General features: G+C 69.5%; 20 protein-coding genes. 13 read left to right on the forward strand and 7 right to left on the reverse strand.

Annotation, left to right across the window (positions count from 1 at the left end; genetic code table 11):
* Positions 1–76: 76 nt before the first annotated feature.
* A complete protein-coding gene (locus RC1_RS19140) occupies positions 77–2317 on the forward strand; it encodes a GumC family protein (protein WP_012569119.1) in 2241 nt (746 codons plus the stop codon).
* Here RC1_RS19140 and RC1_RS19145 read toward each other — a convergent pair.
* Positions 2305–3549, reverse strand: coding sequence for a WcaI family glycosyltransferase (locus RC1_RS19145; protein ID WP_012569120.1), 1245 nt, complete (start codon positions 3547–3549; stop codon positions 2305–2307). The genes RC1_RS19140 and RC1_RS19145 overlap by 13 nt on opposite strands.
* Before the next feature lie 132 nt (positions 3550–3681).
* On the opposite strand from RC1_RS19145, the gene RC1_RS19150 reads away from it, so the two are divergent.
* The 6 genes from RC1_RS19150 (at position 3682) to RC1_RS19175 (ending at position 9150) form a co-directional block, all read left to right on the forward strand.
* The gene (locus RC1_RS19150) at positions 3682–4017 is read left to right on the forward strand and encodes a hypothetical protein (RefSeq protein WP_012569121.1); all 336 of its coding nucleotides are present in this window, start codon (positions 3682–3684) and stop codon (positions 4015–4017) included.
* Positions 4017–4994 carry a hypothetical protein gene (locus RC1_RS19155; protein ID WP_012569122.1) on the forward strand — a complete coding sequence of 326 codons (978 nt, stop codon included), beginning with the start codon at positions 4017–4019 and terminating at the stop codon, positions 4992–4994. The genes RC1_RS19150 and RC1_RS19155 overlap by 1 nt, the downstream gene beginning before the upstream one ends.
* Positions 4995–5059: 65 nt before the next feature.
* A complete protein-coding gene (locus RC1_RS20515; protein WP_012569123.1) occupies positions 5060–5908 on the forward strand; it encodes a class I SAM-dependent methyltransferase in 849 nt (282 codons plus the stop codon).
* Entirely contained in the window at positions 5905–7113 is a 1209-nt protein-coding gene (locus tag RC1_RS21915; RefSeq protein ID WP_184446402.1) for a glycosyltransferase, read from the forward strand. The genes RC1_RS20515 and RC1_RS21915 overlap by 4 nt, the downstream gene beginning before the upstream one ends.
* 55 nt (positions 7114–7168) lie before the next feature.
* Complete coding sequence (locus tag RC1_RS19170) at positions 7169–8371, forward strand: glycosyltransferase family 4 protein (protein ID WP_012569125.1); 1203 nt, start codon at positions 7169–7171, stop codon at positions 8369–8371.
* Positions 8356–9150 (forward strand): FkbM family methyltransferase, encoded by a 795-nt coding sequence (locus RC1_RS19175; protein ID WP_012569126.1) that lies wholly within the window; start codon positions 8356–8358, stop codon positions 9148–9150. The genes RC1_RS19170 and RC1_RS19175 overlap by 16 nt, the downstream gene beginning before the upstream one ends.
* Here RC1_RS19175 and RC1_RS19180 read toward each other — a convergent pair.
* Positions 9101–10048, reverse strand: coding sequence for a glycosyltransferase family 2 protein (locus RC1_RS19180; RefSeq protein WP_012569127.1), 948 nt, complete (start codon positions 10046–10048; stop codon positions 9101–9103). The genes RC1_RS19175 and RC1_RS19180 overlap by 50 nt on opposite strands.
* Positions 10049–10260: 212 nt before the next feature.
* Here RC1_RS19180 and RC1_RS19185 point away from each other — a divergent pair, with 212 nt between their 5' ends.
* A complete protein-coding gene (locus RC1_RS19185; protein WP_012569128.1) occupies positions 10261–10938 on the forward strand; it encodes a methyltransferase domain-containing protein in 678 nt (225 codons plus the stop codon).
* On the opposite strand, the gene RC1_RS20520 is transcribed toward RC1_RS19185, so the two are convergent.
* Positions 10896–13046, reverse strand: coding sequence for a Gfo/Idh/MocA family oxidoreductase (locus RC1_RS20520; protein WP_012569129.1), 2151 nt, complete (start codon positions 13044–13046; stop codon positions 10896–10898). The genes RC1_RS19185 and RC1_RS20520 overlap by 43 nt on opposite strands.
* A gap of 4 nt (positions 13047–13050) precedes the next feature.
* Positions 13051–14082: a glycosyltransferase family 2 protein gene (locus RC1_RS19195; RefSeq protein WP_012569130.1), complete on the reverse strand. Its 1032-nt coding sequence runs from the start codon at positions 14080–14082 to the stop codon at positions 13051–13053.
* 344 nt (positions 14083–14426) lie between these two features.
* On the opposite strand from RC1_RS19195, the gene RC1_RS20525 reads away from it, so the two are divergent.
* Positions 14427–15386 (forward strand): glycosyltransferase family 17 protein, encoded by a 960-nt coding sequence (locus RC1_RS20525; protein WP_012569131.1) that lies wholly within the window; start codon positions 14427–14429, stop codon positions 15384–15386.
* Between the two features lie 13 nt (positions 15387–15399).
* Here RC1_RS20525 and RC1_RS19205 read toward each other — a convergent pair whose 3' ends face one another.
* A complete protein-coding gene (locus RC1_RS19205; RefSeq protein WP_012569132.1) occupies positions 15400–16170 on the reverse strand; it encodes a class I SAM-dependent methyltransferase in 771 nt (256 codons plus the stop codon).
* Between the two features lie 85 nt (positions 16171–16255).
* Positions 16256–17158, reverse strand: a complete 903-nt coding sequence (locus RC1_RS20530; RefSeq protein WP_012569133.1) for a class I SAM-dependent methyltransferase — start codon at positions 17156–17158, stop codon at positions 16256–16258.
* A 200-nt stretch (positions 17159–17358) separates the two neighbouring features.
* Here RC1_RS20530 and RC1_RS19215 point away from each other — a divergent pair, with 200 nt between their 5' ends.
* Together RC1_RS19215 and RC1_RS19220 are read left to right on the forward strand one after the other, a co-directional pair.
* The gene (locus RC1_RS19215) at positions 17359–18885 is read left to right on the forward strand and encodes a hypothetical protein (RefSeq protein WP_012569134.1); all 1527 of its coding nucleotides are present in this window, start codon (positions 17359–17361) and stop codon (positions 18883–18885) included.
* Positions 18886–18925: 40 nt separating this feature from the next.
* Complete coding sequence (locus RC1_RS19220) at positions 18926–20584, forward strand: lipopolysaccharide biosynthesis protein (RefSeq protein WP_012569135.1); 1659 nt, start codon at positions 18926–18928, stop codon at positions 20582–20584.
* Here the strand turns inward: RC1_RS19220 and RC1_RS21920 are convergent.
* Positions 20474–21328, reverse strand: a complete 855-nt coding sequence (locus tag RC1_RS21920; RefSeq protein ID WP_049766771.1) for a class I SAM-dependent methyltransferase — start codon at positions 21326–21328, stop codon at positions 20474–20476. The genes RC1_RS19220 and RC1_RS21920 overlap by 111 nt on opposite strands.
* A gap of 258 nt (positions 21329–21586) precedes the next feature.
* On the opposite strand from RC1_RS21920, the gene RC1_RS19230 reads away from it, so the two are divergent.
* Both RC1_RS19230 and RC1_RS19235 read left to right on the forward strand, forming a co-directional pair.
* Positions 21587–22582 (forward strand): CgeB family protein, encoded by a 996-nt coding sequence (locus RC1_RS19230; RefSeq protein WP_012569136.1) that lies wholly within the window; start codon positions 21587–21589, stop codon positions 22580–22582.
* The gene (locus tag RC1_RS19235; RefSeq protein ID WP_012569137.1) at positions 22579–23604 is read left to right on the forward strand and encodes a CgeB family protein; all 1026 of its coding nucleotides are present in this window, start codon (positions 22579–22581) and stop codon (positions 23602–23604) included. Before RC1_RS19230 ends, RC1_RS19235 begins: the two co-directional genes overlap by 4 nt.
* Positions 23605–23636: the final 32 nt, after the last annotated feature.

The raw sequence follows: 23636 nt of genomic DNA on the forward strand, positions 1-23636 counted from the left end.
GGTCCCCCCCTTGCGCCGGTCGCCGTCGATGTTCGGACCCCGGTGCCGCCCGACATCTGGAACAGGAACGCCGTAAATGTCGCCAGAGGCAGTTGACCGACCCGATCCGGCCGGACCGGCCGCCAGGACCAATGCGGATGAGGAACTCCGTCTCATCATCCGCATCCTGATGCGGCGGTGGCTGGTCATCCTCTGCGCGCTCCTGTTCTCCTTCCTTGTCTCCGTCGTCATCGCTTACATGCTTCCCGCCCGCTATACGGCGGAAGCGGTCGTCATGCTCGACATGCGCCGCACCCAGGTGGTGGATGTCGAGGCAGTCGTCTCGGGGCTCCGTCCGGAGGCTGCCGTCGTGCGCAGCGAGATGGACGTGATCTCCTCCCGCGTCATGGCGGCCAAGGTCACGGACCGCCTGGATCTGCTGAACGCTCCGGACTTCAACGGCACAGCCCCGCTGCCGCACTCCCTGTTCAGCTATGTCGATCCCGTCGGTTGGCTCCGCTCTCTCGTCCGAATGATCACCGCGGGCGGCGAGGGGCCGAAGGAACCACAGACGGAGGAGGAGCGTCGGGCGGATCTGCGCGAACGCATCATAACGGAGGTGCGGGCGGGCCTGCGCACCAGCAATGACGGGCGCTCCTTCTCCATCCGGATCAGCTATACGGCGCGCGATCCCCTCAGGGCGGCACAGCTGGCCAACGCCTATGCCGACACCTATCTGGTCGACCAGCTGGAAGCGAAGTATGAGGCGACCCGGCGCGCCAACGAATGGCTCAGTTCCCGCCTGGGTGAACTCCGCGACCAGGTCAGGGTCGCCGAGGAGGCGGTCACCCGCTACCGCGAGGAGCAGAACCTCGTGGAGGCGCGGGGCGGCACCGTCACGGCGCAGCAGCTTGCCGAGATCAATTCCCAGCTTGTCATCGCCCGCACGGAGCGCACCCAGGCGGAGGCCCGCCTGCGCGGTGCCCAGACCCTGCTCCAGGCGGATGCGCGCGGCTCCGCGACCTCCGAGGCTCTGACCTCCGCGCTCATCCAGCGGCTCCGGGAGGAGGAGAGCCAACTGCGTCGCCGGGAGGCGGAACTGGCCACCCGGTACGGGCCGCGGCACCCGACGATGATCAATCTCCAGGCCGAAATCCGCAACATCCAGGAGAAGCTGCGGGACGAGGCCCGGCGCATCGTCCAGAGCCTTGCCAATGATCTCCAGGTCGCCAGGGCGAAGGAGGCCAGCCTTCAGCAGAGCCTGAACCAGCTTCAGTCGCAGTCCGGGGTCAGTCTCCAGGCGGAGGTGAAACTGCGTGAACTGGAACGCGAGGCGCAGGCCAACCGCCTGCTCTATGAGAACTTCCTGGGCCGCTTCAAGGAGACGACCGAGCAGAAGGATCTCCAGACCTCCGATGCGCGTCTGATCTCCAACGCCGTCGTGCCGACGGCCCCCTCCTATCCGAACAAGAGCCTGATCGCCATGTTCGGGCTTGGCTTCGGCCTGCTGCTCGGCATGGCTCTCGCCTTCGCCATCGAGCGTCTCGACCGGGGTTTCCGTCTGGCAGAGGATGTCGAGGCGCAGACGGGTACATCGGTGCTCGCCGTGGTGCCGGCCTTGAAACGGGGATCCCCGCCGCCGGAAGAATTCCTCCTGAACAAACCGCTGTCCAGCTTCGCGGAAGCGATGCGGACCGTCCGGACGGCGATCCACTTCTCGAACGTGGACCGCCCGCCGAAGGTCATCATGGTGACCTCGGCCGTGCCCGGCGAAGGCAAGAGCACCCTGTGCCTGTCCCTGGCCCGTTCCCTCGCCTCGTCGGGGAACAAGGTCCTGCTCATCGATGCCGACCTGCGCCGTCCCCGCATCGGCTCCGCCCTCGCCGGCAACGGCCACTCCGGCGACCTCTCGGAACTGCTGATCGGGGACCGCGCCCCGGAGGATGTCATCCGGGTGGATACCCGCACCGACCTGCACTATGTCGTGGCCCAGAGCAAGGCGCCGAACCCTCAGGATCTGCTGGCCTCCCGGCAGATGGAGCGGTTCGTCCGCGGATGCGCCGATGTCTACGACTACGTCGTCATCGACACGCCGCCGGTCATGGCCGTGGCCGATGCCATCTCGGTTTCGCGCTATGTCGATGCCTGCCTGTTCGTGTTGCGCTGGGCAGAAACCCCGCGCGATTTCGCCCTTACCGCCATCCGGACCCTGCGGAAGTACAATGTGCCGGTGATCGGTACGGTGCTGAGCATGGTCAATGTGCGGCAACAGGCGAAATACGGCTATGGAGATCACGGCTACTATTACAGCCGCTACAGCCAGTACTATAAAGACTGAGCCGGTTTCCTGCCGGCGGACCGCAGCAGAACGTCCTCGAACCGGCCCAGCACGGCTTCCTTCGACCAATATTCCACTGCAGTACGCCGGGCCGCGTCCCCCAGGCTCCGGCGCAGACCGGCATCGTCCGCCAGGGTCGCCAGGGCGTCCGCCATCCGGGCCGCGTCCCCCGGCGGCACGGCGATCCCGCAGCCGGCGATGGCGTCATGCACCTGCGTCCCCGGGGCGCAGCCGCAGATGCCGGGTCGCCCGCTGGCCAGCATTCCGGTGAGCTTGGACGGCATTACGAGATCGGCGGCGTCCGCCCGCTGCGGCAGCAGATGGATGTCCGCCAGGTTCAACAGATCGTTCAGCCGTTCCACGGGTTGCAGCGGCAGGAAACGGAGGTTCGTCAGCCCGCGGGCCGCCTCGCGCAGGACGGGCAGGGCAGGACCTTCGCCAGCGATGCAGACCACGATGCGGGGCCTGTCCGCCAGCAGCCGGGCGACCTCGATCAGCATCTCCAGCCCCTGCTTGCGGCCGAGAGTGCCGGCGTAGAGGGCGACCACGTCGTCGTCGCCCAGCCCCACCTCGCGCCGCAGCGGGCTGGGACCGTCCAGCGGCCGGATCGCCGCCGTGTCCACCCAGTTCGGGAACAGGTGCAGCCTCTCCGCGGGTACGCCCTTGCCGGCCAGACGCTCGGCCATGCGGGGGGCGATGGTGCTGACGACCGCGAACCGCCGCAGCAGGGTGCGCTCCACCGCAAGGGCGAAGCGGCGGAGCCCTCCGTGCCCGAGCAGGCCCAGGTCGAAGGCGGCATCGACCTCCAGGTCCTGGACATGCAGCCACCCCACCGCCCGCGCCAGGAAGGCGGCCACCAGCGCCGCGGGCGCTCCCGCCAGGGGTGGTTCGATCGCCATGACGACGTCCGGCCGGAACGCGACGGATCTTGCGACCATCACGGGAAACGAGGAGACGGCGAAGGACAGCAGATGGAGCAGGCGTCGGACGCCGCCGGGGGTGCGCGGCACCCACAGGGGACAGCGCACGACCGCCGCTCCGTCCAGCCTCTCGCTGTGATAGGTCCAGGCCCGGTAGCCAGGCTGCACCCGCCAGAAGGGATAGTAGGGCGGCGCACAGACGATGGTCACCTCATGCCCGCGGGCGGACAGCCACGCCACCATCTCGCCGTTGTACTTGCCGATGCCGGTCGGCTCGGGGTGGTGGTTCAGGGTCAGCAGCAGCAGTCGCATGGATCCCCCGATCGGGCACCCCCGGAAGGTACACCCGTCCGCCGGTCCGGACCAGGGCGGGCCGTGGTCTTGACAGGGGACTAAAAATAGGAATAAAAACCACATATAGGACCGATGACCGGGAGAGAAATCATGGACACGCTCATGCCCCTCGATGCGGACGGCAGGCCCCTCAATGTCCTGCGCCTCCGTTCCGGTGGGGCGCACACGCTCATGGTCGGGGCGACCAGCACCCGCAACGCCGTCGCCTTCGATCCGGGGACCCGGGTCGTCAGCCTCTATGCCACGGGTCCCTGCTTCATCAGCTTCGGCGCTGCCGACGTGGTGGCGGGCAGCGCCGACCATTACTTCCCCTTCGGCATCTGCTGCGACCTCGCCATCGCCGATGCCCACGGCCAGGGGGCGACGCACATCGCGGCGGTGCGCGCCGACACCGACTGCCGGCTCTACGTTTCGGAGAAGGTCTGATGCTGGCCGGTCTGCGCCTCGGGGCGGTCCCGTCGGCGGTCCTGCGTCCGGCCTGCGACTGGGATCTGGCCGGCGGCCTGCCGGCCGGGATCTCCTTCCTGCGCGGGAGCGCGGCAACCTGCGTGGATGCTGCCGTCCGGATCGTGCCGATCCCTGCGAACGGCCCCCGTTTCGACCACGATCCGGCCACCGGGAAGCCCCTGGGGCTGCTGATCGAGGGGCCCCGCACGAACTTCCTGCCCGACAGTTTCGCACCGGCGACCCGCACGGTATCGCTCCCCGCGGGCAGCTACACCCTGTCGGTCGGTTCCGGGGGGAGTCTCGCGGTGACGGGGGCCGCCGCCGGGACCGCAGCGCCTGGCGTGCCGCTGACGCTGACGCTCTCCGCTCCGGGCTCCCTGACCGTCACCGTGCAGGGGCAGCCGCACTGGTACCAGTGTGAGGATGGCCCCTTCGCGTCATCCCCCATCGCCACGCCACCCGGGGCGTCCGCGCGCCGGGAGGCGGACGAGGTCCGCGTCCTGCTCGGTTCCTGGCACCGGCAGGAGGCCGGGACCTGGATCGTGGACTTCCGCCCGGGCGCGGGCTTCGTACCGGCGCAGTATCTGATGACCGTATCGGACGGAACGGCATCGGAGCGACACAGCGTCTATCGCTGGGCGGCCGGGCTGATCGCCTATGACATGAATGCCGGCGGCGTTCAGCGCAGCAGCCTGGTCCCGGCCAACGCCCTGGTGGCCCTGACCCCTTCCCGGGTGGCCGCGGCCTGGTCGCGGCAGGGCGTGGCCTTCTGCCTGAACGGCGGTCCGGTAGTGACCGCCGCCGTCCCCGCGCTGGCCGCCGGGATCTCCCGCATGACCCTGGGGGCGCAGACGTCGGGCCTTGCCCAGTCGCTTTTCGGCCACATCCGGCGGGTGCGGTACTTTCCCGACCGTCTGCCGGCATCGCTGCTCCGTTCGATGACGGCCACGCCCTGAAGCGGCATACCATTGGTGCGGCGACCATGGCATGATCCTACCTCTTCCGTGCCCAGCGAGGTGCGATGACGACCGCCCGGCGCCCCGGACTGCTGGACCAGCTCGACCTTCTCCTGTTGCGCCTGGCAAAGCGCAGGCGAGAGCGTTTCAGCACCGAGCAGGCGTTCTACGACACCTTCTTCACGGAGGCGGACGTGGAGAAGTACCGGAGCGATGTGCGGAATGTCTGGCGGTTCCGGACCGTGGCGGACATCCAGGCCCGGCTCTTCGACGACCGCCCGGCGACGGTCGTCGATGTGGGCTGCGGTCTGGCGGCCGTCGCCACGCATCTGCCCGCTGCCGCCACCTACCGGGGGGTCGAGTTCAGCCCGGCGACCCTGGCCCTGGCGGCGCGGCTGCATGCCGGGCGCCCAGGCATCCGGCTGGAGCAGGGCGGGTTTCCGGACCTGCCGGTGGGCGATGGCGAGGCCGATCTCGCCCTCTGCTTCGAGGTGGTGGAGCATGTCCGCGACGACGGGGCGGCGGTGCGGGAACTGGCCCGGATCGTCAGGCCGGGCGGCTATCTCCTGTTCAGTGTTCCCGGCACCCACTACTGGCCGGAATACGAATCGCTGATCGGTCATTTCCGCCACTACACGGGAGATGCGGCGCGCGATCTGCTGCGGGACGCCGGCTTCGACATCGTCCGGGGCGTTCCGCAGCACCGCGGATTCTGGCGCCTCTACCATTACGGCTACGTGGCCGCGCTGGCGGGTGCCGCGCTGCTGACACGGGTGACGGGGCGGCCCGTGTCCCTGTTCTCCAGCGGTATCTACCGGGCGCTGTCGCGCCGTGTTCTGTCGACCCTGGCCGACGACGGCGTGCGGGACGACCCCGGTTCCACTTTCCTCCTCGCGCGCAGGCGCGGCCCGTGAGCGGCCCCCGGGTGCTGCGTGTGATCGGCGGGCTCGATCCCGATTTCGGTGGTCCGTCCGTTTCCGCCGTGACCTCTGCCATCGCCGCTGTCCGGGCGGGTGTTCCCACCGATCTTCTTTTCCCGGCCGGGGATCCGGATGCGGCCCTGGGCTTCCCGGCCGTCAGGGCGCTGGCGCAGGGCGGGGTCGGCGTCCGCTGTGTGCCGCTGCTGCGGCTGGCCCCGGCCCTGTCGCGCAGCCTGGGTATCAGCCCCGACCTCTCCCGGAATCTGCGCCGGCAGGTATCCGGGTACGACATTCTGCACGCCCACGGCGCCTGGACCCATGCCACCCTGGCGGCGATGGCGGCGGCGGGGGCTGCCGGCCTGCCCTTCGTCCTCAGCCCGCACGAAGGACTGACCCGCTACGACCTGTCCCATGCCCGTGCCGCCCCCCTCCGGATCGCCAAGCATCTGCTGAAGCGGCGGTTCGAGGCGCGTTGTGCTGCCATCGTCTACTCCTCCGGGCTGGAGCGGCGGGACAGTGCGTCCCCGTCGGCGCGGGCACGGGCGGCCGTGATCCATCATGCCGTGGTGGACGACCGGGACGTGCCGTCGGCGGCCCGGCGGAAGGGCAGCATGCTGCGGCTGGGTTTTCTCGGGCGCCTGCATCCCAAGAAGAATCTGGACGTGCTCATCCGGGCTCTGGCCCTGCTGCCGCCTGAGGTGACCCTGACCGTCGCAGGCAGCGGCGAGGACGCTGCGGTGCGGGACCTACGGGGGCTGGCCGAGGCCGAAAACGTGGCCGGCCGCATCGACTGGCGCGGATTCGTGACCGGCGGGGCGAAGGACCGCTTTCTGGCGGAGATCGACCTGCTCTGCATGCCGTCCACCTATGAATGCTTCGGCATGGCAGCGGTGGAGGCGCTGGCCCGAGGCGTGCCGGTGCTGCTGTCGCCGGACTGCGGGGTGACGGCCCCCCTGGCCGACGCCGGCGCGGCACTGGTGGCCGACCCCCGGCCCGGTCCTGTGGCGGCGGCGGTCGGCACCCTGCTGGCGGATGCCGGCCGGTGGAAGGACCTGTCGGTGCGTGGCCAGGAGGCGGCACGCACCCGCTTCTCCTTCTCCGCCCACGGGGCGGCACTGCGCGCACTCTATTCGTCCCTGCCGGCAGCGGGAGCTTCCGCCGACGATGCGGGGTGTCCGTCGGCCCGCGATCATGGGTAGAATGGCGTCGCTCCGGGCCGGCCGAAGCCGATACCGGCTCTCTCGATCCGTGCCGATGCGCATCACCGTCTCCACCATCGCCCGCTTCCACAGTTTCGACCTCGCGGCGCAGCTTCAGGCGCGCGGGCACCTCGCGGCCGTCTTCACGGGCTATCCGCGCCGCAAGCTCCTGGACACGGGCGTCGATCCGGCGCTGATCCGGAGCTTTCCCTGGGTCCAGACGCCCTACATGGCGCTGCTCCGGTACGGCCTGCTGCCGTCCCGGGCGGAGCGGGAGATGGCCCATCTCGCCCACCGGACGCTGGACGGGCATGTCGCGCGGACCCTGCCGGACTGCGACCTTGTCAGCGTGCTGTCGGGGGCCGGCGTGGCGACCGGCAAGGCGGCGCGGCGGCGCGGCATCGCCTATGTCTGCGACCGTGGATCGGCCCATATCCGGACCCAGGACCGTCTTCTGGCGGAGGAGTTCGACCGGGTGGGCCTGCCCTGGCGCGGCATCGACCCCCGGGTGATCGAGCGGGAGCTGGAAGAGTACGATCTCGCGGACCGGATCACCGTTCCGTCCGGTGCCGTGCGGGACAGCTTCGTGGCCCAGGGCGTGGCGCCCGGGAAGCTGGCCGTCGTTCCCTATGGTGTGGATCTCGGTCTTTTCCGCCGGGTGGCTCCGCGGGCGCCGGAATTCCGCATCCTGTTCGTCGGCGGCCTTTCGGTGCGCAAGGGGCTGCACGACCTGTTCGCCGCTGTCCGGCTGGCCGGGATCCCCGGGGCCAGACTGGTGCTGGCCGGTGGCGGACTTCCCGAGACCGCCCGTCTTCTGGCCGCTGCCGGCGTACCGTTCGACTGGCTCGGTTCCCTGTCCTGGTCCGACCTGGTCCGCGAGTTCTCCGCGGCTGCCGCCTTCGTCCTGCCGTCGATCGAAGACGGGTTCGGGCTGGTCGTCTCCCAGGCGATGGCGTGTGGCTGTCCCGTCATCGTCTCCCGGAACGTGGGAGCGGCCGATCTGGTGCAGGAGGGGGTGACCGGGTTCGTCGTGCCGATCCGCAGTCCGGAGGTCATCGCGGACCGTCTTGTCAGGCTGCACCGTGACACGGACCTCTGGGCCGGCCTCTCGGCCGCTGCGGTCGGTCGGGTGCGGCACATCGGCGGCTGGCGCGACTACGGCGACCGGAGCTGCGCCGTCTTCCGGGAAACCATCGAGGCGCCGGGCCACCGGCTCCCTGGCCCTGCGGGGGGAGCGGAGCGATGCGGAGCGGAGTGACGGGCCTGCCCGGCCGTGCCGCGAAGCTGCTGCGCCTGCTCTCCCGCCCGGGATACCGGCGGGGGCTGGCAGTCGGCGTCGCCGCGGCGGTGGAGCATGAGGCGGCGATCCGTGCTCTGCCCGTCGGCATGCTGATCGACGTGGGCGCCAATGTGGGGCAGTTCTCCCTGCTGGTGCGGACGTTGCACCCCGCCGCCCGGATCGTGGCGTTCGAGCCGCTGGCGGAGCCTGCCGCTCGCTACGGGCGCCTTTTCGCCGACGCCCCGGGCGTAGACCTGCACCGGCATGCGCTCGGCTCTGCCGAGGGGAACGCGACGATCCACCTGTCCCGGCGGCTGGACAGTTCGAGCCTGCTGCCCATTTCCCCCGTACAGGAGCAGACCTTCGCCGGCACGGGCGAGGTCGGCGTCCGGACCGTTCCGGTCCGCCGCCTGGATGCCGTGCTCTCCCCGGCGTCGCTGACCGGCCAGGTCCTGCTGAAGCTGGACGTCCAGGGATTCGAGCTGGAGGTGATCCGCGGTTTCTCCGTGGGACTGGCGGCGGTGGAGCATGTCTATGCCGAGGTCTCCTTCCTGCCCCTCTACGAAGGGCAGCCGCTGGCGCCGGCCATCATCGCGGACCTGCACGCCCGGGGGTTCGACCTCGCCGGCGTCTACAATCTCTCGACCGACCGCGAGGGGCGGAGCGTGCAGGCCGACATGCTGTTCGCCAACCGGCGGCGCCGATCCGTCACCGCCGCTCCCAGTCCGGCGGGCATCGGCCCAGACGCTCCAGGATGAGATCGCGGTAGGCCTGCGCGACGGGGCTGGCGCCGTTCCTCAGCTCGGCCAGGAACAGGTCCACCTTGAACTCGTAGAAGGCCCGCAGCAGGCAGTATTTCAGCCCCGTGCGCCCCATCAGAAGGCCCAGCCGCGCCACGTAGACATAGGCGAAGACCCACAGGAAACGCAGCGGCAGGTGCCGGTACGACCAGTGTTTCAGCCTCCGGCGCCGCGCCATGGGGCCGGGCAGGGCACAGGCCCCGTGGTCCGCAGCGGGCCTGTGCAGGTCGATGAAGGCCTCCACCGCCTCCATCTCCGCATAGGCGACATGGCGCTCCAGATAGCGGCGGATGCCCTTGCCGTCCTCATGCAGCAGCGGACTGGCGAGAAAGCCCACGGGACCGTCGGCCAGCATGTGCTCATGGACCAGCCGCCGTTCGTAGCGGGCGCGGCCCCGGCGGATCAGGCGGATCTGATAGTCCGGGTACATCCCGGCCCGGCGCAGGAAGACCCCGTCCACCACGTTCCTGCGCGGGATGGCGAAGGCCACCTCCGGCCGGTCACCGTGCAGGATGGCGGCGATCTCCGCCAGCAGGTCCGGCCCGATGCGCTCGTCGGCATCCAGCAGCAGAACCCAGTCGGTCCGGAACTCCAGATTGTCCAGGGCCCAGTTCTTGTGATCGGCGAAATTGTCGAAGACCCGCTGATGGAAGCGGGCGCCCCATGCCCGGGCGATCCGTTCCGTGCCGTCCGTGCTGTGGCTGTCGAAGACGACGACCTCGGCGAAGGCGCCCAGGGTGCCGAGAGTGGCGGGCAGGGCGCGTTCCTCGTTCCGGGTCGGGATCACCACCGTGACCGGCAGCCTGCCCGTGGACGGGACAACCGGAAGCTCGGAGGCGGGGAGCCCGTCGTCCATCGGATGTCCTGTTCCCGGTCGCCGCCCGGCGGGCGTCATGCTAAAGAAAGAACAAAGGTATCAGGAGGATGGAGGCCGTCTCAAGCAAGGACTGCCTCAAGCGAAGACTGCCTCGAATAAGAGCGGCCTCGAATAAGGACGGCATCAGGCAAGGGGCTCCTGAAGCGGGGACTGACCGGGGGCGATACGGGAAGGGACAGGCGGTGCCAGGTATGGACGCGATCATCGATACCCCGGTCGAGGCCAAGAAGGCCCCCGTCGTGGTCGAACGGATTCTGACGACACTGGGCGGCATCCGGTCGGTGCTGGACATCGGCTGCGGGGACGGGATCGTGCGCCTGCATCTGCCGGCGGGGGTCCGCTATCTTGGCATCGACGCCGATGCCGGTCTGCGGGTCCCGGTCAGGGCCGCCAACGTCATCTACATGAAGCCCGGGGAGTCAGCCTTCGACCATGTGCCGGACGAACCGTTCGACGCCGTCCTGCTGCTGGATGTGCTGGAGCATACCCAGGATTTCACCGGCCTGTTCATCCAGGCCTGCGCAAAGTCCCCGCGCTATGTGGTCGTCACCCTGCCGAACGAGATGAACGGGGTCCGGCGGCTCGCCTTCCTGCGGGGCCGCTGCCCGCCGGAGCAGAGCATCGCCCAGGTCGGCAAACCCGACGGACACCGGCACATGTGGCTGGTTGACCCCGATGTTGCGACCGAGGTGCTGCTCCGGACGGCCGGGCCGCTGGGGTACCGGCTGCGTCAGCGGCACGACTGGCGGCTCTGGCCGCGCTCGCCGGTCAAGCGGCTGGCGTACCGGCTGCTGTGCGCGGTGGCTTCGGCCCGGGTCTGGAGTTTTCACACCGTGCTGGTCTTCGAGCGGGTGCCGTCGGCCGGATAGATCGCGTCGGCCAGCAGCAGCAGCGACTCCATCATCGTCGGGCCGATCTCCTCCAGCGCGAAGGGGGACGGCGCTGTGGCGGACGCGCCGGCGGTCCGGCGCAGATGGTCGGCCAGGATTCTGGCGTGGGGCAGGGCGCGCCGCGCCGTCCCGCCGCGGCGTGGTAACAGCCTCTGCCATGCCATGCCGGCCAGCCTCCCGGCCGCGGACCAGCCATCGTCCACGGGATTGCCGCGGCGTGGCAGGATGCGGAACCCCTCGGGGAAGAAGTCCAGCACCACCGCGGCGCGCTCGAACTCGATCTCGATCCGGGTGCGGGTCGCGGTCCCCGTCGCATCCAGCTCGAAGCCCAGCGTGGCCCCCGATGCGGTGGCGCACAGCCCGACGGCGGAAACGACGGCCGACCCGTCCCGGCGCAGCACCCGGTCCACGGCGCGCACCTCCGTGACCGGGCCGGTGACCTGCAGCGCGATGTCCAGGAAATGCAGCCCCAGTTCCAGCAGCAGTACCCGGTGGGTCACCTCCCGGTGGGCCCAGCGTGCCGGTTCGTTCAGGATGCGGCCGGTGTGGAACACCACCCGCGCGCGCACGGGCGCGCCGGGATCGTGCGCCGCCAGGAAGCGCCAGAGCCGCAGCGTGTTGGGACGCAGCCGGTAGTTCTGGACGATGCTGACCGCCCGGCCGGTGTCCGCCGCCGCGGCCCGCAGCATCGCCAGCCCCGGACGGTCCAGGCTGGCCGGTTTCTCCAGCACGACGTCGCAGCCCGCCCGGAGCAGCCGGGTCCCCAGGGTCGGGTGGGTGATGCCGGGCGTGGCGACGATCGCCGTGGCGCCCTCCAGCAGGGATGCCGGAACCGCGTCCAGGTCCGCGAACGCCGTCGCGCCCGGCAGCCTTGCGGCGACCGATCCGGCCAGGGACGGGATCGGGTCCACCACGCCGACGACCCTGACCGGCAGGGCGGCCAGGGCGGGCAGATGCATCTCCTCCACGATCCGGCCGGCGCCGATCAGAATCACCGGCCGCCGGTCCCGTCCGGCCCCCGCCAGCGGGGTCGCGGCGACGGCCAGCAGCCGCTCCGCCCGGAGGCGCGCGGCAGCGTCGGCCCCGGTGGCGGGGGCGGGATCCCGGTCGAGGGTCAGGGCCTGCCGCAGGCAGGTCTCCGCCGTTCCCGTCGGCCTGACGCCCGTCTTCCGCCAGAAGGAGGCGCTGTCGAGCATCGCCGGGTCGAAGGCGTAGAGACGGCGCACCTTGTGCGGCAGGTCCTTCCGTCGGCCGCCGAGGCGGAACAGCCCCTCCAGAACCCAGGCAGCCGCCATGACCAGGAAGGCGGGAAGGGCGATGCGGAACCGGGGCCGTCCGGTCATGCGGGCATAGGAGGCCAGGAACCGCCGTCTGGTCGGCAGGGGCGGGGACAGGATGTCGATACTGTGGAACCGGCCGGGCTCCGCGGCCTGGGCGCAGAGGGCGGTGAGTCCGGCCGAGAGATCGTCCATGGCCAGAAGCGGCACGGCCGCGGCGCCCTGCCCGGTGATGACACCGATGCCCAGCGGCAGTTCCACGGCCGTGCCCGCCAGGGCGCCGGCCATGTCGGTCCCGAAGACCAGCCCCGGACGCACCAGCACGACCTCCATGCTGCCGTGCCGGCCGGCCTGGACGGCCTCCTGCACGGCGATGTCCGCCAGGGTCTTCGATTCGGCATAGACTCCGCGCCGCTCCGGGAAGGGTTCCAGCGCCCTGCCGTCCAGCCGGGAGGGATCGGCCGCCGGGATGCCCGGATAGACGCTCAGGGAGCTGACATGGACGAACCGCGTCACCCCCGCCGCGCGGCAGGCATCGAGCAGGGCGAGCGTTCCCTCCACGGACGTCCGGTTGATCTGCGCACGGTCGCCGGAACTGCCCGTCGCCAGATGGATGACGGCATCCGTGCCGGGGGGGATGTCGGCCGCCGTCACGGCCAGGATGTCCTTCACCACCGCCCCGGCAAGGACGGGCGCAAGCTCCGGCACCGTGCGGCGGCCGAGCGCATGGACCTGATGCCCGGCATCGGCGGCCTGGCGGACGAGGCTACGGCCGATGAAGCCGCTGGCACCGGAGATCAGAAGGCGCATGGTCTCAGAGTCCGCGATGGTCGAGGAGGGAAGGGGACCCGGCCGGGGGCGACACCCCGTCCGACAGCCGGCGGATCAGGTCGCGCCGCTGGCGCCCGAGGCCGAGCGGATCCGCCCGCCCGCCGAGCCGGACCAGATAGCGCCAGAGCACGGGGAACAGCCCCCAGCTCCGGCGCAGCAGGGCGATCCCGCCCAGCGCCGCCGCCCAGTCGCCATGGCGGGCGGCGTGGGCGATCCAGGACACGTACTGCACTCCCCTGTGAGAGAGCAGCAGCGAGCGCGCCGGACCGGGCCGTGCGGAACGGTCGATCAGCGTCTCCAGGACCGGCCTGTCCTCGCGGATCATCCGCAGGTCGCGGCCCAGGACAAAGGTCGCCCGGCCGGCATGGGCGCGGAGATCGACCAGGCTCTCGTCCAGGAACAGGAAGGGACGGCGGGCCACCAGATCCAGCCACATCATGAAGTCGGCCGTCATGCTGAGCGTGTCGCGGAAGGGCAGGTCGCGCGCCAGTGCCCCGTCCACCGCGACGGTCGAGAGATTGCCGGGCAGGCAGCCGAAATGGATGAACAGTTCGTTCGCCGCCTCGCCGTCGTAGAACCCGCTCGGCAGCCCGTCATAGTGGCGCGGCCGGTCGATGGCCCTGCCACCGTCGTCGATGGTGCAGCCCCGGAAGAAGCAGAAGGAGAACCGGCCCAGCGCAGGGCCGGCCACGGCCTCCAGCCGGGCCAGCAGGCCGGGCCGCATGATGTCGTCCTGGCAGAAGATCTGCACCAGATCGCCGTCGGTGTGGCGGATCGCGTTGTTCAGGTTCGTGAAGATGCCGGGACGGTCCGGGTTGCGCACCACCCGCACCCACGGATGGCGCGCGGCGAAGCCGGTCACGGTCTCCCATGTGGCGTCCTGGGACGGATCGTAGCTGATCACCAGCTCATCCGGCGGGCGGGTCTGGGCGGCGATGCCGTCCAGGCAGGCCCCGAGATGCCGGGCGCCCTCGTAGACCGGCATGGCAACCGAGATGCGGAGGGGATGCGGCATCTGGGCGTTCCGGCGTCCGGCAGAGCGTCAGCGGCACGCCGATTGACGCGCCGGAGCAGTCTTCATACTCTTTATCTACTTCGGCAGGATGTTTTCCGCAACGTGGATATTCTGCCTGGACCGCCATCCGAAGACTGGGGCGACCCCCGGGGACCGTTTTTGCTGAACGATGCGGAGGGGAAGGAGGGTTTTCCCTGCGCCCCGCCCGGCGCAACTCTGCGCGTGCTGCCGGCCGGGCGGGTGGATATTCTATCCCCGCCCGGAACCGTCCCGTGCACGGCAGAGCCCACCCCGCCTGCCCCCACACCGCTCCGTCCCAGTTCCCGCCCTGCCCGGACACGTCCATGCCCCGCCTCATCGACTGCTTCATCTTCTTCAATGAACTGGACGTGCTGGAGATCCGCCTGCGCGAACTGGCCGGGGTGGTCGATCGCTTCGTGCTGGTCGAGGCCACGCACAGCTTCCGGGGCCACCCCAAGGATCTGGTCTTCGCCGCCAACCGGGCGCGGTTCGCTCCCTACCTCGACAGGATCACCCATGTCGTCGTTGACGACATGCCCTGCGATCCCGACCCCTGGGTGAACGAGAGATTCCAGCGCAACGCCATCGCCCGGGGTCTTCACGGCGCAGCCCCCGACGACATCGTCGTCGTTTCCGACGTGGACGAAATCCCGCGCGCCTCCGTTATGGCGGAGCTGCGCGGCACTCCCTTCAAGGCCGCCGGGCTGCGCATGCGCCTCTACTATGTCAGGCTCAATTATCAGAATCTGGTCGGCAGCGCGTCGCACGCGGTCTGGTCGGTGGCCCAGCCCTTCGCCCGCTTCCGGTCGGCCCAGGCGGCCCGGGACCTCCGTCCCGCCCTGGACGCGGCCGACGGCGCGCTGCCGCCGGGCCATCTCGTCCTGCCCGACGCGGGCTGGCATTTCTCCTACCTGGGGGACAAGGAGCGCATTCTGAACAAGGTGCGCAACTTCTCCCATGCGGAGATCGATACGGCCGCGCTCGAAGCCCTGGACATCGACGGGCTCATGCGGTCCGGGACGGATCTTCTCGGGCGCGGCGGGATGGTCTGGGGGGTCGTTCCCGGCGGTCATGGCCTGCCCGACGCCGTGCTCGCCGATCCCGACCGCTATGCCGCCCTGCTGGCGCCCTGCGATCCCGCAGACCTCGACCGCACCCTCATGCGTGTGGTCGCCGGGGGGGAGGCGCTGCGGCGGGCGGAACAGGACGCGCCTGTCCTCACCATGATGCGGCGCCGGTTCAGGCGGTGGCGGAGTCTGGCCGGGCTGCCCGCTCTCGGCTGAGGCGGCCGGTCCGTCAGATCCGGGCGGGATGCCTGCCGAAGCGCCGGGCGAGGGCCGCGGCCGCCACCCGGGGCAGGGCCGCCAGCATCAGCTTCAGCGAGAAACTGTCCAGGCTGGTGGCGCCCAGGGTGGCGTCGTTCTCCGGATGCACGAGATTCCGCGGTGCGCCCGCCGCATGACCTGCGGCCAGCAGCCTCGCATGGACACTGTCCGGGCCGGTGTTCCTGCAGAAGAGCAGCAGGTTCTGCCGGTAGAAATACTCGACCGTGCCGTCGCTCCAGATCCGGTCTCGCAGGATGTCGAAGCACTCGAATCCATTTCTGCGGAAGTGATGATCCCAGTAGAGCGGCCACTGCTCGTTGACATGCCCGTTCCCCCCCTGGAACGGGATGGCGGCGGAGAAGAGAACCGTGTCCGACAGCAGGCAGAGGAACGAGATCAACCTTCCGGCAGCCGTCTCCGGAACATGCTCCGCCACCTCAAGGCAGACGGCCAGATCGAACCGCCGGTCCGGAACCGGCGGGTTCTGAAGATCAATGTCCCGGAAACTCTCCACGGGGATGCGAAGCTGATCCAGTGGCACCCAGGGGCCGTCCATGCCGGACACATCGGCGCCGGAGCGGCGGAATTCCGACGCCCATGTGCCCACCCCGCAGCCGATGTCCACCACACTCCGGGCCCCGACGAAGGACTGGACAAGCGGAACCACGGTCTGCGCCGATGCCAGCGAACCGCCGGACTGGGAACGGTAGAAACTGCCTGCATAGATCGGGTGCGATGGCATCGGGGTAACTCCATCAGCCCGCAGACCGGTGCGGATGGACAGAGTGGCAGGAGCAGCCGCGGCGGGACAGCGTAAAATGAAGACCTCACGCGCGCTTGCGCGCTTCGACGAAGAGAAGCCCGTTCTCCCGGCAGTATCGGGCCGTTTCCGGATCAGTTCCGATCAGGTCGGCACCGCGCCGGAGCCATGCGCCGATCTCCGGCCCGTAGGTCTGGTGGACCGCGTCCACATCGATCTGGAACGGGTCGCTGAACAGCCTGGGGGCGAGGTTGATCATGAACCGGGCGCTCACCTTGGCGGCATCGCGCAGTCGGGCGGCATGCCGCCTGAGGCGGATGCGCGTGTCATAGGCGGTGACGAGTGCATCCAGAATCCGCCCCCGGCGCAGCTTCTCACGCCCCGTCCCGGGGCTGAAGCCCAGCCGTTGAGAGGATGACAGGCCTCTGCCGAGGAAATCGGGACAGAGCACGATGACAAGGCCGCCGGGCGCACAGACGCGCAGGCATTCATCCAGGAAGAGGTGCGGGAAGACGACGTGTTCCAGGACAAAGACGCTGAAGACAAGATCGAAGGCGGCGTCCGCGAAGGGCAGCCTGCGGGGAACCTTCAGGGGAACGAACCGGGCGTCCGGGAAGCGTCGTGAATTCTCCGCCATGAGATCGGCCGGGAAGTCGCAGCCTGTGTACCCGGCCGCACTCACCCCGGGGTTGCGCAGAATTCCGGCAAGACCGCAGCCCACCTCCAGCACCCGCCGCCCGGCCGTCAGGGAGACGATCCGGCCGAACGGGCCACGGGCTTCCGTCCAGTTCGTGAAATCTCCGTTCTCCAGGGTGAAGTAGTCCAGATTGCCGGCGTAGAACGCCGCAAGCTGCTGTTCCAGCCGGCCCAGGGCAGGGCCGTTCACAGGGTCGGTGGCGGCGACCCAGCGGAACCGCCGGTCCGGAACGGGCAGCCCCGGGCCGGTCGTGATCCAGGTCGGGTCGCCCATGCCTGCCTCCCCGGTGATGCTGCCATCCGGGTGGCACGGATAAGCCAAAGTTGGTACGCTGCCAATGCGGAAGATCGGAACAGTCCGTTTCCGGCCGTTTCCCGGCCGGGCGGGCCGATGCGCCTTCTCCGGCCAGCACGGTAACGGGTCGGCGCGGGAACGGGCCGGCACGGTAACGGAATCACAGGCGGACCTGGACCATGACGACAGCCGTGCCGGGTCCCGTGACCGACGCCCGGATCGCCAAGACATCGCTGCTGCTGCGGATCGCACTGACCGTTCTGGGCCTTCTGGCCCTGTTCGTCGGCGCCGGCCTGCAATCGGCGGCCATCATGGTCCTGGGTTTTCTCTGTCTGACGGCGCCCGCCCTCTTCGCCTTCGCGGAAATCGTCTGGAGTCCGCGGGAGAACTGGTCGGCCTGCCGTCTTCTCGCGGCTGCGCTCCAGTTCTTCCATTTCTTCGGCGGGGCGCTCAGCCTGTTCCTGGCTCCGGGCGAGGATACGCTGCGCGCCGTCTACTATCCGCGTTTCGACGGGGAGCAGGCCATCGTCGGCGCCCTGTATGTCGTGCTGTTCTGCGCGGCGCTGTCATTCCTTGGCCGGTACGAGCGTGCGTCCTGGGCGCCGACCTTCGACCTGCTGGGCCGCGGGGGCGGGTCCGGGTCGCGGATCGGCGGCTTCTTCGTCGTTCTCATCGTGGCCGAGGTCTATGTCCTGTCCATCGGCGACTGGGGTTTCCGCGGGCTGACCTCCAGCATCGAGGGGGAGGCTCCCATCCTCGCCAACGTGATCGGCGCACTGCTGCTGCCGGTCGTCGCCTGCTGCGGCTGGATTCTGGGGCAGGGTCTCCGCCGCCATTCCCTTGTCTTTATCGTGACCACACTGGTGACGCTGGCGGTCCAGATCTTCCTCTGCGCCCTCTGGGGACGGTTGAGCTTCGCAAGTGCCCTCATCATCGGCACGGTCTTCCATCTCTGGGCCCGGTATCTCGCGTGCGGTCGCCGGGTCCGTCCGGGCTGGCTGGTCGCCGCCGGCCTCGTTCTGCTGGGCACCATCACGACGGCCACCCAGCTTCAGTACATGCTCCGCATCGGCATGAACCGGGTCGCCGATGTCGGCGTCGAGGGCGGCATGCTCGACGGTCTGAGCGTGGCCTACAGCGTCGTCCAGGCGGAGCGCGAACTGGCGGCCGCCTCCAGTTTCGAGAATCTGAGCTACCGCGCCTTCATGTTCGGCTATGCGGCGGATGTCGTTCACCAGTATCCGGCGTCGGACATGCTGGGGGGGCTGCATCTTGCGATGTCGGCGATCGTCACCGTTCCGCGCTTCGTCATTCCGGGCAAGGCCGAACTGGTGCGGACCGTCCCCTTCACCGAGGACATCGTGAACGAGGTGATCGGCCGGCCGCCGTCGGACGAGGCGTTCAGTCCTGTGATCGGCTCCTTCGCGGATTTCTGGTTCGCCGGGCTGATCGTGTACCCTGTCGTGATATTTCTGATCATCCGCGTCTGCGCCCATGTCATGGGCTGGTTCCAGGACTCCTATGTCGCGGTGATGGGGCTGGGGCTGATGTTCCAGTTCTTCCTCGCGGCAGAGGGCACCATGACGCTGTACTTCTCAGCCCTGCGCTACGCTCTGGTCTTCCTGCTCCTCGATCTGGTCTTCCGCCTGTTCCGGTCCTTCAGCGCGCGGCCCGCCCTGTCGGCCGGCCGGCCCGCGCTGCGCTGATCCGGGCGGACCCGCATTGGACGGCGGTGACGATCGGTCGGTGAAAGGGTCCCTGACCCGGGGATTCGGCGCCCGCTTCGTTCTGTTCGGGCTCACCTTCGGGCAGCAGTTCCTGCTGGTTCCGGCCTATCTGCATGCCTGGGGGGCGGGCGTCTACCAGGACTGGCTGGTGATCGGGGCCGTCGCGGCCATGGCCGGCCTGCTCGACCTCGGCATGCAGTTCTATTTCGGCAACAGGCTGACCATGCAGTGGGCTGCCCGTGAGGAGGCGGCCTACGCGAAGACCCTGAAGATCGCGCTGGGGTGCTACGCGGTGGTCACCGCCTCGGCCATAGCCGGCATCGGTGCCCTGCTGCTGCTGACCGATCCCGTGGCGCTGCTGAAGCTCGGGACGATGGCGCCGGACGACGCCTTCCTGGCCCTGGCCGGCTGCACCCTGGTGAACATCCTGGCCGTCGGCATGGGTATTCTCGGGGTCCTCTACAGGACCCGCGGGCGCTACGAACGGTCGGTCTACATGGGTATCCTGCATTCGCTCTACACGGTGCTGGCGACCCTTGTCTGTCTTCTCCTGGGGGCGGGGCCGTCGCAGATCGCCCTCGTCACGCTGGGCGGGGTCGTCCTCTTCCTCGTCGTCCTTCCCTGGGATCTCCGCCGTCAGTTCGGCTCCCTGCCCTGGGGGCTCGCCCTGCCGGACCGGGCGGAGCTGCGCGACATCGCGGGCCGCGGCGGGCTCTATGCCGTCGGACCGCTCTACCAGATGTCGGTGACGCAGCTCCCGATCCTGGTGCTCAACCATCTCGCCCCGGCGGGCAACGCGGTGATCCTGTTCAGCATCGCCCGCACGCTGGCCGGCATGGTCCGGCAGCTTCCGGCGCAGCTCGCTCCCGGGATCGGCGTGGAGATGTCGATCAAGTACGCGCGGGAGGATCTCGCCGGCGTCCGCAGCATGTTTCTCAGGACCAGCCGCTTCCTGGGCGGCGTCGCCGGCTTCGCCGCCGGTGTCTCCCTCGCCGCGGCGGAGCCGTTCGTCCGGATCTGGACCGGGGGCGCCGTGGCCCTGGATCTGCCTGTCTTCGCCGTCCTGCTGGCCGGCATCCTTGCCGTCAGCCCCGCGATTCCCAGCCAGACGTTCCTGAGCTTCACCAACCGTCCCCAGGCGCTGACCCTCAGCTATCTGCTGCATGCCGGCCTGTCGTTGCTGCTCATGCTCCTGCTGATCCCCGGGCAGGGGGCCGTCGGTGCCGCCGTCGCGCTGGCGGTGGGGGAGACCGTGGCCATCGGTCTGTTCCTGCCGGCTCTCTGCCATCCGCGGCTGGGGCTGCCGCTGTTTGCCTTTCTGGCGGAAAGTGGGCTCCGGATCGCCGGCGCGGCCCTGGTCTCCTGGGGCCTGGCGGGGGCGGCCGGGGCGCTCGTGGCGCCTGTGTCGCCCCTGACGCTCGGCCTGTTCGGCGCGCTCTGGCTGGCTGGGGCCGTGCCGGCGGCCTACCGGATGGTGCTTTCGGCGGATCAGCGCGACTGGCTGCGGCAGGGCGCGCGCCACCGCCTCGCCCGCTTCGCCGGCGGCGGGATCGGGCGCGCCGGGCGATCACAGCCCCAGCCGGCGGGCGACCGAGCGGAGAAGGCTGCCGCCGAGGTGCGGTCGCCGGATGGCTGCCGGGATGAAGCTGCTGCCCAGCCGCCGTCCCAGGTGGGCTGACAGGTTGTGCCAGCCCGTCCAGCCGGGGGGTGTCGGCGGGGCCGTGTCGCCGGCCTCCTGCTCCGCCTCCAGATCCAGCCGGTTGAAGGCGGGGTCCGTCAGGTAGCGGTTGTCCTCCGGGTTCCGCCCCTTCTCGATGAAGATCAGGTAGCGGTAGAAGGAGATGCCGACGATCTGCCGGACGAAGGGGTTCGCCACCCCCTCCAGCGTCGTCAGCGCATGCCAGTCGGCGCTCCCGTCCGGTACATGGTTGATGCCGTAGATCAGTTCGGAGAAGGCGTCCAGCGCATCCACCCGGTCGTAGCGGCTGAACTGCGCCACGTCCTCCACGACATAGACGCCGCCCTCGGCCAGATGGGGGAACCAGGTGCGGAAGGTCTCGATCTGTGCCTGGGGATGATGGGCGCCGTCGTCGATGATGATGTCGAAGGATGTCCGCCCGAACCGCTCCAGTGCGGTGCGGGCCACCGCCGGGCTCTGGCTGTCCCCGATCTGGATGGCAAAGCCGTCCGCCTCCAGCCGGGCGCATCCCGGATCGCAGTCCAGCCCGCAGACGGTGGCTTTCGGGAAGAACTCACGCCAGACCTTGAGCGAACGACCGCCCTGCACACCGATTTCCAGCAGCGAACGGACGGCGTGACGGCGGTGGCCGAAATGTATCCAGTAGTAACGGAAATAATCATGTGTGATCTTGGTCGGCCGGACGCGTTCGGCGATGTGATCCAGGTCGGTTTTTTCGGTCATGGCGTTTCCCTCCCCGTGATCGGCATGTGTCCGTCGGTCAGTCTGTGACTTATCAGAACTGGATTCGATGTGTTCGCCGTGATATGTCAGAGCGATCCATTGACGAAAGGCGGCCGATGACCGGATCAGTCCCGTCGTCTGCGCTCCTGTCCCTGATGAAGCATGACCCGGATACTCTATGTCGGTAGCCTGAGTCCAACGGGCACCTGCTGGCACCGCCATATGGCGCTTGGCCGGCTGGGATTCCGGCTCCGGTCGATGGACACGGACATCTATACCGAGGCCGGCAGCCGCGCTGCCCGCTATCTCCGGCTCCGGCTGGGCAGGGGGGAGCTGATCGACAGTTTCAACCGCGCCCTGCTGGATCAGGTCGCCTGCGCCCGTCCGGACATCGTCTGGTGCGACAAGGCCCTGCTGCTGCGCCCCGGGACGGTGCGCGAGATCCGCCGCCTCGGGGCCTGCGTCCTCCACTACAACCCGGACAACCCCTTCGGCCTGCGCCGGGACCCGGGCTGGCGGCATTTCCTTGCGGCCCTGCCGGAGTACGACGCGCATCTGGTCCCCCGCCGCAGCAATCTGGAGGACTATCCACGCCACGGGGCGCGGCGGGTGGTGGTGATGCCCTTCGCCTTCGAACCGACGGTGCATTATCCTCCGCCGGAGGGCTGGACGGAGGCGGACAGGCCGTATGAAGTCAGTTTCATCGGCTCTCCCTATGACGACAGGCCGCAGTTCATCTCTGCCCTGGCCGCGCGTCTCGGGCGGGAGGTGACGGTCCATGGTAGCCGGTGGCCCCGGCGGAACCGGCAACCTTCGGATCCACTGGTCCGGCACCGGGGGCCGGCGCCCGGGGAGCGCTACCGCGAGGCGATCTGGCGGTCCCGCATCTGCCTGGGCTTCGTCACCCGGTCCAACATCGACGATCTGGCGACGCGGACCTTCGAGCTGGCGGCGGCGGGGGCGGCGATCGTCGCCTACCGGACGCCGGACCAGCTTGCCGCTCTGCAGGATGGCGGGGAGGCCCTGTTCTTCTCCGATCTCGCGGAATGCGCCCGGCAGGTCGGGCTCCTTCTGGATGATCCGGACCGGCGGACGGAAATGGGCAAGGCGGCAGCCCGGCGGGCCTGGCGGTCCGGCTACGACAATGACAGCCGCATCGCCGCTGCGCTGGACGAACTGGGCATTCCGGTCCCGGAACGGCCGATCCGGCCTGAGAGGCCGATGCCCCCGATGCCCCCGATGATGACGGCATGACCATGGTGCAGCGCCGCATCCTCTATGCCGGAGAGATGTCCGGCATCTCGAACACCCGGCACCGCATCGCCGCCTTGCGGCGGCTGGGCCATGCGGTGATCGAATTCGACATGACCCCCTACCTGACCGCGGGCTCCCGGCTTGCGCGCCAGATCCGGTATCGCTTGCAGCGGGGACGCTCGGCGGAGCGGTGCAACCAGGATCTCCGCCTCGCGGTTGAGCATGTCCGGCCGGATATCGTCTGGGCGGACAAGGCTGTCCTGGTCCGCCGGGAAACCGTGGCGGCCCTGCGGACGGCGGGGCGGCGCGTCGTCCACTACAATCCCGACAATCCATTCGGGCCGAGGCGGGACGGCTGCTGGGGCGCGTTCCTGACGGCCCTGCCGGAATACGACGTCCACATCGTCCCCCGCCCTTCGAACCTGGAGGAGTACAGGCGGGCCGGAGCCCGGGAGGTCCGCCTGATGCCTTTCGGCTACGAACCCACCGTGCATTTCCCTCCGCCTGCCGGCTGGTCGGACAGGGACCGGCCCTTCGCTGTCTCCTTCATCGGTGCCCCCTACGACGACCGGGCGCCCTTCATCGATGCGCTGCGCGTGGAGTACGGCATCAATGTGCATGTCCACAGCGGCGCATGGCCGGCCCGCTGGCGGTCGCGCCTGGGGGCGAGCCACCATCCTTCCACCTACGGTTCCGGCTACCGCGAGACGATCTGGAAGAGCCGCATCTGTCTCAGCTTCGTGACCCGCTCCAACGTGGACACGCTGGCCCGGCGGACCTTCGAGATCGCGGGCTGCGGCGGGTTCCTGCTGGCGCAGCGCACCGGGGACCATATGAAGAGCTTCGAGGAGGGACGGGAGGCGCTGTTCTTCGACGATGTGCGGGACTGCGCGGGGCTGATCCACCGTTTCATGCACGATGAGGAGGCCCGGTCCCTGATCGCCGCCGCCGGGCGCTGCCGGGCGGAGATGTCGGGCTACGGCAACGATGCCCGTCTGGCCGCCGTGCTGGAGGGGTTGTGACGGGTCCGCGCGCCCGCTGCCGGTCCCGCGCT

The sequence above is a fragment of the Rhodospirillum centenum SW genome, assembly GCF_000016185.1.
GTDB classification, from domain to species: Bacteria; Pseudomonadota; Alphaproteobacteria; order Azospirillales; family Azospirillaceae; genus Rhodocista; species Rhodocista centena.

What these genes read in the sequence shown, in the direction of transcription:
- RC1_RS19140 (WP_012569119.1), top strand. Translation starts at nt 77, where the DNA reads ATGTCGCCAGAGGCAGTTGACCGACCCGATCCGGCCGGACCGGCCGCC.
- RC1_RS19145 (WP_012569120.1), bottom strand. Translation starts at nt 3,549, where the DNA reads ATGCGACTGCTGCTGCTGACCCTGAACCACCACCCCGAGCCGACCGGC.
- RC1_RS19150 (WP_012569121.1), top strand. Translation starts at nt 3,682, where the DNA reads ATGGACACGCTCATGCCCCTCGATGCGGACGGCAGGCCCCTCAATGTC.
- RC1_RS19155 (WP_012569122.1), top strand. Translation starts at nt 4,017, where the DNA reads ATGCTGGCCGGTCTGCGCCTCGGGGCGGTCCCGTCGGCGGTCCTGCGT.
- RC1_RS20515 (WP_012569123.1), top strand. Translation starts at nt 5,060, where the DNA reads ATGACGACCGCCCGGCGCCCCGGACTGCTGGACCAGCTCGACCTTCTC.
- RC1_RS19170 (WP_012569125.1), top strand. Translation starts at nt 7,169, where the DNA reads ATGCGCATCACCGTCTCCACCATCGCCCGCTTCCACAGTTTCGACCTC.
- RC1_RS19175 (WP_012569126.1), top strand. Translation starts at nt 8,356, where the DNA reads ATGCGGAGCGGAGTGACGGGCCTGCCCGGCCGTGCCGCGAAGCTGCTG.
- RC1_RS19180 (WP_012569127.1), bottom strand. Translation starts at nt 10,048, where the DNA reads ATGGACGACGGGCTCCCCGCCTCCGAGCTTCCGGTTGTCCCGTCCACG.
- RC1_RS19185 (WP_012569128.1), top strand. Translation starts at nt 10,261, where the DNA reads ATGGACGCGATCATCGATACCCCGGTCGAGGCCAAGAAGGCCCCCGTC.
- RC1_RS20520 (WP_012569129.1), bottom strand. Translation starts at nt 13,046, where the DNA reads ATGCGCCTTCTGATCTCCGGTGCCAGCGGCTTCATCGGCCGTAGCCTC.
- RC1_RS19195 (WP_012569130.1), bottom strand. Translation starts at nt 14,082, where the DNA reads ATGCCGCATCCCCTCCGCATCTCGGTTGCCATGCCGGTCTACGAGGGC.
- RC1_RS20525 (WP_012569131.1), top strand. Translation starts at nt 14,427, where the DNA reads ATGCCCCGCCTCATCGACTGCTTCATCTTCTTCAATGAACTGGACGTG.
- RC1_RS19205 (WP_012569132.1), bottom strand. Translation starts at nt 16,170, where the DNA reads ATGCCATCGCACCCGATCTATGCAGGCAGTTTCTACCGTTCCCAGTCC.
- RC1_RS20530 (WP_012569133.1), bottom strand. Translation starts at nt 17,158, where the DNA reads ATGGGCGACCCGACCTGGATCACGACCGGCCCGGGGCTGCCCGTTCCG.
- RC1_RS19215 (WP_012569134.1), top strand. Translation starts at nt 17,359, where the DNA reads ATGACGACAGCCGTGCCGGGTCCCGTGACCGACGCCCGGATCGCCAAG.
- RC1_RS21920 (WP_049766771.1), bottom strand. Translation starts at nt 21,328, where the DNA reads ATGACCGAAAAAACCGACCTGGATCACATCGCCGAACGCGTCCGGCCG.
- RC1_RS19230 (WP_012569136.1), top strand. Translation starts at nt 21,587, where the DNA reads ATGGACACGGACATCTATACCGAGGCCGGCAGCCGCGCTGCCCGCTAT.
- RC1_RS19235 (WP_012569137.1), top strand. Translation starts at nt 22,579, where the DNA reads ATGACCATGGTGCAGCGCCGCATCCTCTATGCCGGAGAGATGTCCGGC.